Below are 16,071 nucleotides of genomic sequence, written 5' to 3'. Positions count from 1 at the left end.
CAGGGAGCTTCGATTTGCCGCGTTCGAGCGGTTGAATGAAAGGGTGTTGAAAGAGAGGGGAGAGTAGTAGTCGGTTGGTTTGTTATTTCGAGGGGTGTCACTTCCGTCCGTGGAAGATGACAGCTTTTAATGTCGTCAGGTGTGTTGAATGTAACTTCAGGCGTTCAGGAACTTGCTGAGAAATTGCCGTGTACGTTCTTCTTTTGGATTGGCAAACAGTGCTTTTGCTTCGCCCTGTTCGACGATCACACCCTTGTCGAAAAACACCACCCGGTTCGCCACATCGCGGGCAAAGCCCATCTCGTGGGTGACGATGACCATGGTGCGTTTTTCTTCCGCCAAGCCACGAATGGTCGCCAGTACTTCGCCGACCAATTCAGGGTCGAGAGCTGAAGTGGGCTCGTCGAAGAGAATCACTTCCGGCTCCATGGCCAGCGCTCGGGCAATGGCGACACGCTGCTGTTGTCCACCGGAGAGACGACGCGGGTAGGCGTCTTCCTTGCCCGCCAGGCCCACCTTGGCCAGCAGCTTGCGGCCCAATGCCAGTGCCTGTTCCCTGGGGACTTTCTTCACCACCAAAGGGCCTTCGGTGACGTTTTCCAGCGCGGTGCGGTGGGGGAACAGGTTGAAGTTCTGAAACACGAAACCTACGTGCTGGCGCAACTGTCGCACCAGGCCTTGCTGCTGGTTCAATGGGCGGCTGCCATCGATCTCGATGTCGCCGACCTTGATCCGGCCGCTGCTGGGTTCTTCTAGAAAGTTCAAGCAACGCAGGAAGGTGGTCTTGCCCGAGCCGCTGGGGCCGATGATGGCGACCACCTCGCCTTCCTTGACCTCTAGATCGATGCCATTGAGCACCACTTGACCCTTGAACTGCTTTGTCAGTTTTTCCACGACAATCATTGGGTCAGGACTCCTGGTCGTGCCGATTGACCCGCTCTTCCAATTGGTTCTGCAGGTGCGACAGCACCGTGGCCAGAACCCAGTAGATCAGCGCGGCGGCAAGATACATGGTGAAAATTTCGAAGGTACGGGCGGTGATCAGTTGTGCCTGGCGGAACAGTTCCGGCACCTGGATCGTGGCGGCCAATGCTGTGTCCTTGACCAGCGAGATAAAGCTGTTGCCCAGTGGCGGCAGTGCCGTGCGCGCGGCTTGCGGCAGGATGGCCCGGCGCAGGGTCTGTGCACGGGTCATGCCGATACTGGCAGCGGCTTCCCATTGGCCGCGCTCGATGGAGCTGATGGCGGCACGCAGGATTTCGCAGGCGTAGGCCGCCATGTTCAGCGAGAAGCCGATCAGGGCGGCGGGCAGTGGATCAAGTTCGATTCCTAATTGCGGCAAGCCGTAATAGATCACGAACAACTGCACCAGCAACGGCGTGCCGCGAAAGAACGACACGTAGATGCGGGCGATCCAGCTCACTAGCTTGAAGCGTGACAGGCGCATCAGCGCCAGGCCAAACCCCAGCAGCAGGCCGAAGAACATGCCGCCCAGGCTCAGGATGACGGTGTAGTACGCGCCCTTGAGCAGGAAGGGCGCGGAGTCCAGCGCGAGTTGGAAACCTTCTTCCATTATTGAGTGACGTCAGCGTTGAAGTACTTTTCCGAGATCTTTTTCAGCGTGCCGTCGGCGCGCAGTTTCTCGATGGCCTTGTTCACCGCTGCCAGCAGTTCAGGCTCGCCCTTGCGCAGGGCAATACCGGCTTCCTGACGGGAGAAGGGTTCGCCGGAAACCGCGGTGTCCTTGGCCTTGGCAGTCAGCTCCAGAGCGGCCAGGCGGTCCACCAGAATGGCGTCGATACGGCCTACACGCAGGTCCTGATACTTGGTCGGATCATCGTCGTAGGTCTTGATGATGGCTTGTGGAACGTTGTCCTTGAGCCACTGCTCATAGTTGGTACCCAGGCCGACCCCGACTTTCTTGCCCGCCAGGTCGGCAGCGGTCTTGATGGTGCCTTCGTTCTTTTTCAGGGTCAGGGCCTGGATCCCGGAGATGGTGTAGGGCTCGGAGAAGTCGTATTTCTTCTTGCGCTCTTCGGAAATGGTCACCTGGTTGATCACCGCGTCCAGTCGCTTGGACTCCAGCGCCGCGAGGATGCCGTCCCATTTGGTCGGTTGCAGCTTGACCTTGACGCCCAGCTCTTTGGCCAGGGCCTCGGAAAATTCGACTTCGAAGCCGGCCAGCTTGCCGTCGGCGTCGACGAAGCTGAACGGTGGGTAAGTGCCTTCCAGGCCTACGTTGATCACGCCAGCCTCCTTGATTTTTTGCAGCTGCTCACCAGCAACCGCTTGCCCCAGAAGTCCGGCACCCAGGACCAGGCCCAGCGAGCCCACCAGCAGATTTCGACGAAATGCGGAAAAATTCATGACAAGCCCCTGTGTTTTCTTATGAAGACGTTGTTTTAGGAAGCAGGCAAAACCGGGAATGGAACGACTGCAACATCCTGCCTTAAAGCAGCGTATGCGTCTCGCGGCAATTGCGCCTGCGGCGGGACTATATGACGCGGCTTTTAGATTGGAAAATAATATAAATTCATTCATTTATTCCGAAATAGAATAATGAATGTATGCGTCATACCCTAGCCACAGCGGGAGTCTCTGCGACTGACTTACAAGACCGACGCATAGGCAAACAACGCTGGCGCGCCACCGGTGTGCAAAAAGATGATCGGCCCGTCATTGAAGCGTTGACGACCAATGCCATCGAGCAGGCCGGCCATGGCCTTGCCGGTGTAGACCGGGTCCAGCAACAGGGCTTCCTGGCTCGCCAGCAACTTCACGGCGGCCAGGGTGCCGGCGTTCGGCTCGCCGTAACGCGGGGCAAAATACTCGTCCCACAGCTCAACCTTGAAACTCGCCGGCAAGCTCACGCCCAGCAGCTCGGCGGTACGTTCGGCCAGGCCTTGAACCTTGGGCCGCTGGTCTTCGTCGCTGCGCGATACGGTGACGCCGATGACCGGCAGGTCTGGCAGCACTTCGCTCAGCGCCAACGCCAGCCCGCTATGGGTGCCAGCACTGCCCGAAGCCAGGACCACGGCGGCGAATTCCAGGCCGGTATCCTTGATCTGTTCCGCCAGTTCCAGCCCCGCCCGCACATAACCCAGTGCGCCTAACGCATTGGAACCGCCAATGGGCACCAGATAGGGTTTCTTGCCGTTACTGCGCAGCCGCTCGGCCAAGGCCAGTAACTGTTGGTCGGCGTTGTCGAGGTTGTCCACCAACTCGACCTTGGCATCGAACAGGTCCAGCAACAGACGATTGCCGTTGCCCAGGTAATTGCTGTCATCCGTACCGATCGGATTTTCCAGCAGGGCGACGCACCCCAGGCCCAGCTTAGCGGCCAGGGCGGCAGTCTGGCGCACATGGTTGGACTGGATGGCCCCGGCGGTGATCAGCGTGTCGGCACCTTGCGCGAGTGCGTCGGCGGCCAGGTACTCAAGTTTGCGCAGCTTGTTGCCGCCCATGGCCAGCGGCGTCAAATCGTCGCGTTTGACATAGACATCACGCCCCAGCCAGCTCGACAAGCGATCGAGTTTTTCCAGGGGGGTGGCGTGGGTGAGGAGATCCAGGCGATTAAAACGAGCCAGCTGTTGTTTGATCATGGGTCCGTACGGGTTGTAGGAGATGTCTGGACTATAGGCAGGCTGATTTGCTCGGGCAACCGCGAAACGCTTATGCCAAAAAGTGCTGAGAACAGCACAATTCGTTCTTAATTGCGTTTTGGACCCATACCGTAAAGTGAATGCCGTTTAGGCGGCCGACTGTACGGCCACAGCCTGTGAGGAGTTTTATCGTGAGCGAGCGTTCCAGCCATTGGCAATTACAGACCATCGTCAGCGAACTGCGCGCGGCCCGCGACCAGTGGCGCGCGCAGAATGGTCGCAGCAGCGGCGAGCAGGGGGGGCGTGAGCTGCCGTCGCGTGCGGCGATGGTGGAGATTCTCGAGGCGTTGTGTGGCGCGTTGTTCCCGATGCGCCTGGGGCCGGTGGACTTGCGTGAGGAGAGCGAGGACTTTTACGTCGGACATACGCTGGATGTGGCGCTGAACGCTTTGCTGGGTCAGGCGCGCCTGGAGCTGCGCTACGTTGCGCGGCAAAGCGCGCAGGTCGACACCGACGTCGAGGCGCGGGCAATCGGCCTGATCCAGGGTTTCGCCCTGGCCCTGCCGCAGTTGCGCAGCCTGCTCGACTCCGATGTGCTGGCCGCTTATCACGGTGACCCGGCGGCCCGCAGCGTCGATGAAGTGCTGCTGTGCTATCCGGGGATTCTGGCGGTGATTCACCATCGCCTGGCGCACCATCTGTATCGCGCCGGTTTGCCGTTGCTGGCCCGCATCAGCTCGGAAATCGCCCACTCGGCTACCGGCATCGACATTCACCCGGGCGCGCAGATCGGTCGCAGTTTCTTTATCGACCACGGGACCGGCGTGGTCATCGGCGAGACGGCGATCATCGGCGAGCGCGTGCGTATCTACCAGGCCGTGACCCTCGGTGCCAAACGCTTTCCGGCGGATGAAGACGGTCAATTGCAGAAGGGCCACCCGCGCCATCCGATTGTCGAGGACGATGTGGTGATCTATGCCGGTGCAACCATTCTGGGGCGGATCACCATCGGCAAGGGCTCGAGCATCGGCGGCAATGTCTGGCTGACCCGCAGCGTGCCGGCCGGAAGCAACCTGACCCAGGCCAATCTGCAGCATGATGACGGGACTCAGAAGTAGGGCGATGTTGGGTCCGCTTTGTGGCGAGGGAGCACGCTCCCTCGCCACGGCAGTGGCATTCTGCCGATTTTTCATTGAACACATCCTTCAAACCCCACCTCATCGTCTTCCTTGAGCTAGCGTACGACAGTACCGCCGAGCCCTGCGATTAGTCCTTAGCACCCTATCCATGTTTAACTTGAACGTTCATTCAAGTTAAACCGGTGGTTCGCTGCCCGCTCACAACAGGAGGCTTGCCTTTGCTGAGTCCGTTTTTGACAGCCACGTTTTACCCCCTCGAGGTGCACCCTGCATGAGTGCATCAACTACCCCTCCAAGCGGTCAGATGCGCATGAATCCGCCGGTGTTTTACTTCGCGGCGACCTTCATTTTGCTGTTCGGCCTGGTGGTCATCGCCTACCCGCAACAGTCCGGTGCCTGGCTGCTGGCCGCGCAAGACTGGGCGGCCAACACGGTCGGCTGGTACTACATGCTGGCAATGACCCTGTATCTGGTCTTCGTGGTGGTCACCGCCTTGTCTGGCTATGGCAAGATCAAGCTCGGTGCCGACCACGACGAGCCCGAATTCAGTTACCTGTCCTGGGCCGGCATGCTGTTCGCCGCCGGCATCAGCATCACGCTGTTTTTCTTCTGCGTCTCCGAACCCCTGACGCACATGCTGCAACCACCACAGGGTGAAGCCGGCACGGCTGATGCGGCGCGCCAGGCGATGCAGATTCTGTTTCTGCATTGGGGCCTGCACGGTTGGGGCGTATTCGCCTTTGTCGGCATGGCGCTGGCGTACTTTGCCTACCGGCATAATTTGCCGCTGGCCCTGCGTTCGGCGCTGTATCCGCTGATTGGCAAGCGTATCAACGGCCCCATCGGTTACGCGGTGGACGGCTTTGGCATCATTGCCACGGTGTTCGGCCTGGGCGCGGACATGGGTTTTGGGGTGTTGCACCTCAATTCCGGCCTGGACTACCTGTTCGGCATTGCCCACACGCAATGGGTTCAGGTCGGCCTGATCACCTTGATGATGGGCGCGGCGATTATCGTGGCGGTCGCGGGTGTCGATAAGGGCGTGCGGGTGATGTCCGATATCAACATGCTGCTGGCCTGCGCGCTGTTGCTGTTTGTCTTGTTCGCAGGTCCTACCCAGCACTTGCTCAACACCCTGATCCAGAACCTCGGCGATTACCTCGGCGCCTTGCCGATGAAGAGTTTCGACCTGTACGCCTACGACAAACCCAGCGACTGGCTGGGTGGCTGGACTGTGTTCTATTGGGCCTGGTGGATTGCATGGTCGCCGTTCGTGGGCCTGTTTATTGCCCGGATTTCCCGTGGCCGGACCATCCGCGAATTCGTCTTCGGCGTGTTGCTGATTCCCCTTGGTTTTACCCTGGCGTGGATGTCGATCTTCGGCAATAGCGCCATCGACCAGGTGCTCAATCACGGCATGAGTGCCCTGGGCTTGTCGGCCATCGAGAATCCGTCGATGACCCTTTACCTGTTGCTGGAGACCTACCCCTGGAGCAAAACGGTGATCGGCGTGACGGTGTTCATCAGCTTCGTGTTCTTCGTCACTTCGGCCGACTCCGGCACCGTGGTGCTCTCGACGTTGTCGGCCCGTGGTGGCAGCGCCGACGAAGACGGCCCGAAATGGTTGCGGGTGTTCTGGGGGGCGATGACGGCACTGGTCACCAGCGCCCTGTTGTTCGCGGGGAGCATCGATTCGTTGAAGTCAGCGGTGGTGCTGACTTCGTTGCCGTTCTCGCTGATCTTGCTGCTGATGATGTGGGGGCTGCATAAAGCGTTCTACCTCGAATCGCAGAAGAAGATCGCCCAGATGCATTCGTTGGCACCGGTCTCGGCCTCCCGGCGCGGCAAGGGTGGTTGGCGCCAGCGCTTGACCCAGGCGGTGCACTTCCCGTCTCGCGATGAGGTGTATCGCTTCCTCGACACCACGGTGCGTCCGGCCATCGAAGAGGTGACCGCGGTGTTCGTCGAGAAGGGCCTGAACGTGATCACTCAACCGGACCCGGCCAATGACAGCGTCAGCCTGGAAATCGGCCACGGCGACCAGCACCCATTCATTTACCAGGTGCAGATGCGCGGCTACTTCACGCCGTCATTCGCCCGTGGCGGGATGGGGCCCAAGGAGTTGCGCAACCGCCGTTACTACCGCGCCGAAGTGCACTTGAGCGAGGGCAGTCAGGATTACGATTTGATGGGCTACACCAAGGAGCAAATCATCAACGACATCCTCGACCAGTACGAGCGGCACATGCAGTTCCTGCACCTGGTGCGCTGACGGGGGTGGTGGCTCAGGTGTTGCTCAAGGACATGAACAACACCAGGGCCGCCACGGGTACCGCAAACACCATGAACCCCACCATCAACTCGTTCGTCAGCGATTGCCCTGTGCTGATCATGCCGATGGCACCGTTGATGACCGTCAGCGCCAGCCACAGGGCAACGAAACTGTAGGTCAGGGTGTCACGGTTGAAGCCCAGTTTCTGACCGATGAACAGCATCAACGCCAACAGGACCAGGCCGAAGGTGATGATGATCGTGGTGTGCATGGTCGCGCATTCCTGGGCTGAAGAATCGTTCCTGTGCGCGAGCGTAGGAACGATCGGTGGCTTTAGTTACTGATCGCCAGAATGCTCGCCTGATACGCGCCGACAAACACATCGAAATCACCGACTTCGTTCTGTTCAAGCTCGGTTTGCTGGGCCAGGGACGCACGGGCCAGCGCTTCAAACTTCGCTTGTTCGTCAGGGGCCAGCGGTTCGCGGCGGAAGTACTCGGCGTGCGCCTGGCTCTGGCGCAGGGAGAACTGGGCGAAGCTCTCCTTGTGTTCGCTCATCGCGGCCAGCACCTGGGCGGAGGGTGTCAGGGACGAATCCTGGACCTTCGCCAGTTGCGCGTCGAGGGCTTTGCTGTGGGCGTCGCCGCCGTGGCTCTGGTCCAGCAGCGCGGCCAGCGGGGCGATGTTTTCCAGCAGCTCACAGGCCCACTCTTTCATGTCCACCGGCTGACCGTCGCGTTGCAGTTGCAGGCCCGGACGGCGCCCTTCCTTGACCACACTGAGGAAGTTCGAGGTGGCGTTGCCGCAGGTAGTGCTGGTCAGCAGCGGACTTTCGTTCAGCGCGCAGTACAGCAAGAAGGCGTCGAGGAAGCGCGCTTCTGGCAGATCGATACCGATTGGCAGGAACGGGTTGATGTCCAGCAGGCGCACTTCGACGTACTGGATGCCACGGGCCACCAGCGCCTGGATCGGCCGCTCACCGGTGTAGGTCACGCGTTTAGGGCGGATGTTAGAGTAGTACTCGTTTTCAATCTGCAGGATGTTGGTGTTGAGCTGGACCCACTCACCGTCCTTGTGCGTGCCGACTTCAACATACGGAGCGTAAGGGGTGGCCACTGCCTTGCGCAGGCTGTCGGTGTAGCTGTTCAAGTCGTTGTAGCACGGCGTCAGCCCGGCTTGCGCGCTGCTCTGGTAACCCAGGTCGCTCATGCGCAGGCTGGTAGCGTACGGCAAGTACAGAGTGTCGGCATCCAGCTGTTCCAGCTGATGCGAACGACCGCGCAGGAAGCCGGCATCCAGGGCTGGCGAGGAACCGAACAGGTACATCAACAACCAGCTGTAACGACGGAAATTGCGAATTAGCGCGATATAGGCCGCCGATTGATAGTCACGGTCGGTGCCAGCAAAGCCATCGTCGGCCTTGAGCAGCGGCCAGAGCTTTTCCGGCAGGGAAAAGTTGTAGTGGATCCCGGCAATGCACTGCATGGTCTTGCCGTAGCGCAGGGCCAGCCCCTTGCGATACACGTACTTGAGCTGACCGATGTTGGAGGTGCCGTAGTAGGCGATCGGAATGTCTTCCTCGGCCGGCAACGGGCACGGCATCGATGGACTCCACAGGTACTCGCTGCCGAGCTTGCTGTAGGCAAAGCGGTGAATACTGTCCAGGCTCGCCAGGGTGTCGGCGGGATCTGGCAACGCCGGGGTGATGAACTCCAGCAGCGACTCGGAATAGTCGGTGGTGATTTGTTCGTTGGTCAGCGCGGAACCCAATTCATCCGGGTGCGGCGTTTGCGCCAGGCGACCTTCGCCCGTCACGCGCAGGCATTCACGTTCGATGCCGTGAAGACACTGTTCGAGCAGAGAGAGGTTGGCGCGCTCACCGAGCAGAGCCAGGCGGCGGTTGAGAAGTTCGCTCAAGTTGGATTCCTTCACGCGTCAGTCGCCCCAATATGGGGGTGGGCAGGACGGTCTACAAGGGTGAAGTTGAAACTGGCGTTTTCGCCTCGTTATCGAGCCGTAATGACCCACTCACAAGTGCCAATGCTCCATCCCTGAATCTGGCTGTCGCGCACGAAAAAACTTCGGCGCAGCTTTCGCAGCGCCGAAATTAACTCAAATTGATGACATGTATCTACAGGACAGCGAACGTGCCTTGTGCTTTTGCGACCAGTTTGTCGCCTTGCATCACATCGGCTTCGACTACCAGCGTGCGGCGGCCCGGGTGGATCACCCGCGCCGTGCACATCACTTCACCCTCGCTGACGGCGCGGATGTAGTTGTTCTTGCATTCGATGGTCGCGCTCTGTTGATCAAAGCCATGCACGCTGGAACAGGCCAGCCCCATGGCAATGTCCACCAGGCTGAACAATGCTCCGCCGTGCAGCTTGCCACCGCGATTGCGCAGTTCAGGTTCGAGGGCCAGGGCAACGTGCGCCACCCCGGTTTCCAGGCTGTGCAAACGGCAACCCAGCAGTTTGAAAAACGCGCTTTCAGTCAATCCTGCCGGGATCTCCATCAGCGTTTCTTCAACTGCTTGGCGTTGGCGAACAGCGATGCCATGGCGTTGTTGCTCGGGGCTGGCGCTGCGGCCTCCTTGCGCGGTGCGGTGTTTTGCGACTGACGTGGCGCCGAACCCGGACGTGCGCCACGGGCGCCGTCGATCTTCTCGCCGGGGGTGTCGCTCATGCGCATCGACAGGCCAACGCGTTTGCGCGGGATGTCGACTTCCATGACCTTGACCTTGACCACGTCACCGGCTTTTACCGCCTCGCGGGGATCCTTGATGAATTTCTCGGACAGTGCGGAGATATGCACCAGACCGTCCTGATGCACGCCGATATCGACGAAGGCACCGAAGTTGGTCACGTTGGTCACCACGCCTTCGAGGATCATCCCCGGCTGCAGGTCCTTGAGGTCTTCGACGCCTTCCTGGAACTCGGCGGTCTTGAACTCCGGACGCGGGTCGCGGCCTGGTTTTTCCAGCTCTTGCAGGATGTCGGTGACCGTTGGCAGGCCAAAGGATTCGTCGGTGTACTTCTTCGGGTCCAGGCGCTTGAGGAACGCGGCGTCGCCGATCAGCGAGCGAATGTCGCGGTCGGTTTCAGCGGCGATGCGTTGCACCAGCGGATAGGCTTCCGGGTGAACGGCAGACGAATCCAGCGGGTTGTCGCCGTTCATCACGCGCAGGAAGCCGGCGGCCTGCTCGAAGGTTTTTTCCCCCAGGCGTGCGACTTTCTTCAAGGCCGCGCGGGTCTTGAATGCACCATGTTCATCGCGGTGGGTCACGATGTTCTGCGCCAGGGTAGCGTTGAGGCCGGAGATGCGGGCCAGCAACGCGACGGAAGCGGTGTTCACGTCGACGCCGACGGCGTTCACGCAGTCCTCGACCACGGCATCCAGGCCGCGAGCCAGTTTCAGCTGCGACACATCGTGCTGGTACTGGCCGACACCGATGGATTTCGGATCGATCTTCACCAGTTCGGCCAGCGGATCCTGCAGGCGACGGGCAATCGACACGGCACCGCGGATCGATACGTCGAGGTCCGGGAATTCCTTGGAGGCCAGCTCCGAGGCCGAGTACACCGAAGCGCCGGCTTCGGACACCATGACCTTGGTCATTTTCATCGCCGGGTATTTCTTGATCAGGTCGGCGGCGAGCTTGTCGGTTTCACGGCTGGCGGTGCCGTTGCCGATCGCGATCAGGTCCACCGAGTGCTTGGCGCACAAGGCAGCCAGCACGGCGATGGTCTGGTCCCACTTGTTGTGTGGCACGTGCGGGTAGACCGTGGCGTGGTCGAGCATTTTGCCGGTGGAATCGACCACGGCCACCTTGCAGCCGGTACGCAGGCCGGGGTCCAGGCCCAGGGTGGCACGAGGGCCGGCGGGAGCGGCCAGCAGCAGATCGTGCAGGTTGTGGGCGAAAACGTTGATCGCTTCGGTCTCGGCGCCGTCACGCAACTCGCCCAGCAGGTCGGTTTCCAGGTGGGTGTAGAGCTTGACCTTCCAGGTCCAGCGCACCACCTCGCCCAGCCATTTGTCGGCCGGGCGGTTCTGGTTGGCGATGCCGAATTGCTGGCCGATCATGCCTTCGCACGGGTGCATGGTGCCGGGCAGCTCGTCGCCGACTTTCAGCGCGGAACTGAGGATGCCTTCGTTGCGGCCACGGAAGATCGCCAGGGCACGGTGGGACGGCATGCTCTTGAGCGGTTCGTCGTGTTCGAAGTAATCGCGGAACTTGGCGCCTTCCTCCTCCTTGCCGGCAATCACGCGGGCACTGAGGGTCGCTTCCTGCTTCAGGTAGCTGCGCAGCTTGTCGAGCAGGCTGGCGTCTTCGGCGAAGCGTTCCATGAGGATGTACTTGGCGCCTTCGAGGGCGGCCTTGACGTCTGCCACGCCTTTTTCGGCGTCGACAAAGCGTGCGGCTTCCGCTTCGGGCGCGAGGCTCGGGTCATTGAACAGGCCGTCAGCCAGCTCGCCGAGGCCGGCTTCCAGGGCAATCTGGCCCTTGGTGCGGCGCTTCTGCTTGTACGGCAGGTACAGGTCTTCGAGGCGGGTCTTGGTGTCGGCCAGCTTGATGTCGCGCTCAAGTTGCGGGGTCAGCTTGCCTTGTTCCTGGATGCTGGCCAGGATGCTGATACGCCGTTCGTCGAGTTCTCGCAGGTAGCGCAGACGCTCTTCCAGATGACGCAATTGCGTATCGTCGAGGCTGCCGGTCACTTCTTTCCGGTAGCGGGCGATGAAGGGCACCGTGGAGCCTTCATCGAGTAGCGCGACGGCCGCTTCGACCTGTTGTGGGCGTACACCGAGTTCCTCGGCGATGCGGCTGTTGATGCTGTCCATAAAACCACCTGACAAATTGTGAAAGCAGGCTCGCGGGCACAGTAATCAGGGCCCGGCGAGTCTGGTTGAGCGGCCTGGCCTGCGCCGCCACCTGGATCAAAAGGCATCCCATTGACCCGTGAAATCGAACAATTACTGCGCGGCGATGAAAAATAACAGTCGCCACACGCCGTAACGATCAGAGGTTGCCTGACACAAAAGGCCGCGCATTATAACCAGCGTTCCGACCTTCGGGGGGTATCGCAGCCTCTAGGCACAATGCCTGTATTGCTGGCGGTAGAGGAAAAATCTGCTAACAATGCACACGGTGCGTATAACGGCAGCTACGCCATAATGCGCACCGAGATAAAAGGAGCATCTAATGAGCAGCACTGCACAAACTGCTGAAGGCGAAAAAATTCTTATCGTTGACGACGATCCTGGGCTCAGCAGCCTGCTGGAGCGTTTTTTCGTCAGCAAGGGCTACCGTGCCCGCGCCGTACCGAACACCGAACAGATGGATCGCCTGCTGGCGCGTGAAGTGTTCAACCTGGTCGTCCTCGACCTGATGCTGCCCGGCGAAGACGGCCTGACCGCCTGCCGCCGCCTGCGTGGCGCGAACAACCAGATTCCGATCATCATGCTCACCGCCAAGGGCGATGAGCTGAGCCGTATCAAGGGCCTCGAACTGGGCGCCGACGATTACCTGGCCAAGCCGTTCAACCCGGACGAGCTGATGGCGCGCGTCAAGGCGGTCCTGCGTCGTCAATCGGCTCCGGTGCCAGGCGCACCGGGCAGCGAAGACGAAAGCGTGACCTTCGGGGATTACGAATTGTCGTTGGCGACTCGCGAGCTCAAGCGCGGCGAGGAAGTCCACATGCTCACCACCGGTGAGTTCGCGGTCCTCAAGGCACTGGTGATGAACGCCCGTCAGCCGCTGACCCGCGACAAGCTGATGAACCTGGCCCGTGGCCGCGAGTGGGATGCGCTGGAGCGCTCCATCGACGTACAGATCTCTCGCCTGCGCCGGATGATCGAGCCGGATCCATCGAAACCACGGTACATCCAGACGGTCTGGGGCGTGGGTTATGTGTTCGTTCCAGACGGCACCGCGACCAAGTAACCGGTGATTTGCAGGAACGGGTCAGCCGGATAAGGCATTATCCGGTTGATTCGCGATCCGCAATTCTGCGAGTCTGACTCGTTCCTGCAAAGTGTGTAGCTGTCGTCTATGAAAACCCCCGTGTGGTTTCCCCAGAGTTTTTTCTCTCGCACCCTCTGGCTGGTGCTAATTGTCGTGCTGTTTTCCAAGGCGCTGACCCTGGTTTATCTGTTGATGAACGAGGACGTGCTGGTGGATCGCCAATACAGCCACGGCGTTGCCCTGACGTTGCGCGCCTATTGGGCCGCCGATGAAGAGAACCGAGACAAGATTGCCGATTCCGTCGGCTTGATTCGTGTTGTGGGTGCTGGCGTTCCCGATGGCGAGCAACACTGGCCCTACAGTGAAATCTACCAACGGCAAATGCAGGACGAACTGGGGGGCGACACGGAGGTGCGTCTGCGCATGCATGCTCCGCCTGCATTGTGGGTGAAGGCGCCGAGTCTGGGGGATGGCTGGCTGAAAGTGCCGCTGTACCCGCACCCCTTGCGCGGCCAGAAAATCTGGAGCGTGCTCGGCTGGTTCCTTGCCATTGGCCTGCTCTCCACCGCTTCGGCGTGGATATTCGTCAGTCAGCTCAATCAGCCGCTCAAGCGCCTGGTCGATGCCGCCAGGCAACTGGGGCAGGGCCGCAGCGTGCGGCTACCGATCAGCGACACACCCAGTGAGATGGCCGAGGTGTATCGCGCCTTCAATCAGATGGCTGAGGACGTCGAGCAGGCTGGGCGTGAGCGCGAGTTGATGCTGGCGGGCGTCTCCCACGATCTGCGCACACCGTTGACCCGCTTGCGTCTGTCGCTGGAGCTGATGGGTAACCGCAGCGACCTGACCGACGACATGGTGCGCGACATCGAGGACATGGATGCGATTCTCGACCAGTTCCTGGCGTTCATTCGCGATGGTCGTGACGAATCGGTGGAAGCCGTCGACCTGAGTGATCTGGTGCGTGAAGTAGCGGCACCGTTCAACCAGAACGAGGAGCGGGTGCGCTTGCGCCTGGAGCCGATCCAGCCGTTCCCGTTGCGTCGGGTCTCGATGAAGCGCCTGCTGAACAATCTGATCGGTAACGCCTTGAATCATGCCGGTAGCGACGTCGAGGTGGCGGCCTATGTCTCGGGCGATGTCAGCGCGCCATACGTGGTGCTGAGCGTTATGGACCGCGGGGCCGGCATTGATCCGTCGGAGCTGGAAGCGATCTTCAACCCCTTCACCCGTGGCGACCGGGCCCGGGGTGGTAAAGGGACCGGGCTGGGCCTGGCCATCGTCAAGCGGATTGCCTCGATGCATGGCGGTAACGTCGAGCTGCGCAACCGTTCTGGTGGCGGCTTGGAAGCGCGGGTGAGATTGCCACTGGGGTTGATGTTGCCAAGAGATGCAGTCTAGAAGCAGCGGGAAGCTTCAAGCTGCAAGAGAAAAGCGGCGCCAGGCTCGGACCGCTCTTGCTCTTCTCTTGCAGCTTATAACTTGAGGCTTACAGCTGCTCTTATCCTTTCCCCTTGGTCCGCGTCATGTTCGGCCCGCCATTCTTCTCCAGGTGCTGAATGATGATCCCCGCCACGTCCTTGTTGGTGGTGGTTTCAATCCCTTCCAGGCCCGGTGATGAATTCACTTCCATCACCAGTGGCCCGTGGTTGGAACGCAGGATGTCCACGCCCGCGACCGCCAGGCCCATGACCTTGGCCGCGCGCAATGCTGTCATGCGCTCTTCCGGAGTGATCTTGATCAGGCTGGCGCTGCCGCCCCGGTGCAGGTTGGAGCGGAACTCGCCGGGCTTGGCCTGGCGCTTCATCGCGGCAATCACCTTGTCGCCGACCACGAAGCAGCGAATGTCCGCGCCGCCGGCTTCCTTGATGTACTCCTGAACCATGATGTTCTGCTTGAGGCCCATGAACGCTTCGATCACCGATTCCGCCGCGGTGGCCGTTTCACACAGCACCACACCAATGCCCTGGGTGCCTTCCAGCACTTTGATCACCAGCGGCGCGCCGTTGACCATGTCGATCAGGTCAGGAATGTCGTCCGGGGAGTGGGCAAAACCGGTGACCGGCAAACCGATTCCACGACGTGACAGCAGTTGCAGCGAGCGCAGTTTGTCCCGCGAGCGGGCGATGGCCACCGACTCGTTGAGCGGGAACACGCCCATCATTTCGAACTGGCGCAACACCGCGCAGCCATAAAACGTCACCGAAGCGCCGATTCGCGGGATTACCGCGTCAAAGCCTTCCAGTGGTTTGCCCCGATAGTGGATCTGCGGCTTATGACTGGCGATGTTCATATAGGCGCGCAGGGTATCGATCACCACCATCTCATGGCCGCGTTCGGTCCCGGCTTCAACCAAACGACGAGTGGAATACAGACGCGGGTTTCGCGACAGCACAGCGATCTTCATGCAACACCTGTGGAGAAGGTAGTGGACGCCGGGAACACCGGCTTGTCTTGTACGTATTTAATGCCTGGGTTGACGACCAACTGGCCGTCGATCAGGGCTTTGGAGCCGAGTAGCAGGCGATAGCGCATGGACTTGCGGCAGGCAAGCGTGAACTCGACCCGCCAGACCCGGTCACCGAGCGCCAGGGTGGTGCTGATCACGTAGCGCACCTGCGCCTGGCCATTGGAGCTTTTAATGGTTTTGCGCGTCACCAGCGGTGCTTCGCAGCGGCGGTGACGCAATTGCACCACCGTGCCCAGGTGCGCGGTAAAACGCACCCATTTCTCACCGTCGCGCTCGAACGGCTCGATATCGGTGGCGTGCAGGCTGGAGGTGCTGGCACCGGTGTCGATTTTCGCCCGCAGGCCCGCGACTCCCAGGCCGGGAAGCGCCACCCACTCGCGCAGACCCACAACGGTCAAATGGTCAAATGTCTTCAAATGTGCTCAGCCGGTGAGAAAACCGCTGTACCGCGATGCGGTCGAATGTGCAGTATTCACGCAGAATAGTGGTTAAAAGGCGACAGATATCTACAGCCCGGATTTCCTTCCCTCGGGTGCAGCCCGAGGACGTCGCGCATTGTAAGCTGACCGGGTGAAATTCATGGCACGACAGAAACGGTAGTACAGTTCGGAAATATTTCAGAATGA

At 60.5% G+C, this 16,071-nt stretch carries 14 protein-coding genes; 4 read left to right on the top strand and 10 right to left on the bottom strand.

The window, feature by feature from the left end:
- Positions 1-156: 156 nt before the first annotated feature.
- The 4 genes from tcyN to CKW29_RS21910 form a co-directional block, all read right to left on the bottom strand.
- Positions 157-903: an L-cystine ABC transporter ATP-binding protein TcyN gene (tcyN, locus tag CKW29_RS21925; protein ID WP_095144513.1), complete on the bottom strand. Its 747-nt coding sequence runs from the start codon at positions 901-903 to the stop codon at positions 157-159.
- Positions 904-907: 4 nt separating this feature from the next.
- Positions 908-1,573, bottom strand: coding sequence for a cystine ABC transporter permease (gene tcyL / locus CKW29_RS21920; protein WP_095082119.1), 666 nt, complete (start codon positions 1,571-1,573; stop codon positions 908-910).
- The gene (gene tcyJ, locus CKW29_RS21915) at positions 1,573-2,367 is read right to left on the bottom strand and encodes a cystine ABC transporter substrate-binding protein (protein ID WP_095082121.1); all 795 of its coding nucleotides are present in this window, start codon (positions 2,365-2,367) and stop codon (positions 1,573-1,575) included. Before tcyJ ends, tcyL begins: the two co-directional genes overlap by 1 nt.
- Before the next feature lie 242 nt (positions 2,368-2,609).
- Complete coding sequence (locus CKW29_RS21910; RefSeq protein ID WP_095144514.1) at positions 2,610-3,602, bottom strand: D-cysteine desulfhydrase; 993 nt, start codon at positions 3,600-3,602, stop codon at positions 2,610-2,612.
- A 191-nt stretch (positions 3,603-3,793) separates the two neighbouring features.
- Between CKW29_RS21910 and epsC the strand changes: the two genes are divergently transcribed.
- Both epsC and betT read left to right on the top strand, forming a co-directional pair.
- Positions 3,794-4,720: a serine O-acetyltransferase EpsC gene (gene epsC / locus CKW29_RS21905; RefSeq protein ID WP_095149112.1), complete on the top strand. Its 927-nt coding sequence runs from the start codon at positions 3,794-3,796 to the stop codon at positions 4,718-4,720.
- 331 nt (positions 4,721-5,051) lie between these two features.
- Positions 5,052-7,013 (top strand): choline transporter BetT, encoded by a 1,962-nt coding sequence (gene betT, locus CKW29_RS21900; RefSeq protein ID WP_177452464.1) that lies wholly within the window; start codon positions 5,052-5,054, stop codon positions 7,011-7,013.
- Between the two features lie 13 nt (positions 7,014-7,026).
- Here betT and CKW29_RS21895 read toward each other — a convergent pair whose 3' ends face one another.
- From CKW29_RS21895 to CKW29_RS21880, 4 genes are all read right to left on the bottom strand, one after another.
- On the bottom strand, positions 7,027-7,284 hold the full coding sequence (locus tag CKW29_RS21895) for a hypothetical protein (RefSeq protein ID WP_095149110.1): 258 nt from the start codon (positions 7,282-7,284) through the stop codon (positions 7,027-7,029).
- A gap of 62 nt (positions 7,285-7,346) precedes the next feature.
- Positions 7,347-8,930, bottom strand: a complete 1,584-nt coding sequence (gshA, locus tag CKW29_RS21890) for a glutamate--cysteine ligase (protein ID WP_095149109.1) — start codon at positions 8,928-8,930, stop codon at positions 7,347-7,349.
- A gap of 214 nt (positions 8,931-9,144) precedes the next feature.
- Complete coding sequence (locus CKW29_RS21885) at positions 9,145-9,528, bottom strand: PaaI family thioesterase (protein WP_095149108.1); 384 nt, start codon at positions 9,526-9,528, stop codon at positions 9,145-9,147.
- A complete protein-coding gene (locus CKW29_RS21880) occupies positions 9,528-11,852 on the bottom strand; it encodes a Tex family protein (RefSeq protein ID WP_095149107.1) in 2,325 nt (774 codons plus the stop codon). Before CKW29_RS21880 ends, CKW29_RS21885 begins: the two co-directional genes overlap by 1 nt.
- Positions 11,853-12,213: 361 nt before the next feature.
- Between CKW29_RS21880 and ompR the strand changes: the two genes are divergently transcribed.
- Entirely contained in the window at positions 12,214-12,954 is a 741-nt protein-coding gene (gene ompR / locus CKW29_RS21875; RefSeq protein WP_007983158.1) for a two-component system response regulator OmpR, read from the top strand.
- Positions 12,955-13,062: 108 nt separating this feature from the next.
- Positions 13,063-14,376 (top strand): ATP-binding protein, encoded by a 1,314-nt coding sequence (locus CKW29_RS21870; RefSeq protein ID WP_095144519.1) that lies wholly within the window; start codon positions 13,063-13,065, stop codon positions 14,374-14,376.
- A gap of 100 nt (positions 14,377-14,476) precedes the next feature.
- Here the strand turns inward: CKW29_RS21870 and rimK are convergent, their stop codons facing one another.
- The gene (gene rimK, locus CKW29_RS21865) at positions 14,477-15,382 is read right to left on the bottom strand and encodes a 30S ribosomal protein S6--L-glutamate ligase (protein WP_095082137.1); all 906 of its coding nucleotides are present in this window, start codon (positions 15,380-15,382) and stop codon (positions 14,477-14,479) included.
- Complete coding sequence (locus CKW29_RS21860) at positions 15,379-15,801, bottom strand: ATP-dependent zinc protease (RefSeq protein WP_256578000.1); 423 nt, start codon at positions 15,799-15,801, stop codon at positions 15,379-15,381. The genes rimK and CKW29_RS21860 overlap by 4 nt, the downstream gene beginning before the upstream one ends.
- Positions 15,802-16,071: the final 270 nt, after the last annotated feature.

This window comes from Pseudomonas sp. Irchel s3a18 (assembly GCF_900187535.1).
In the GTDB taxonomy this organism is placed as follows: domain Bacteria; phylum Pseudomonadota; class Gammaproteobacteria; order Pseudomonadales; family Pseudomonadaceae; genus Aquipseudomonas.
This window is presented reverse-complemented; position numbering and strand designations above follow the sequence as displayed.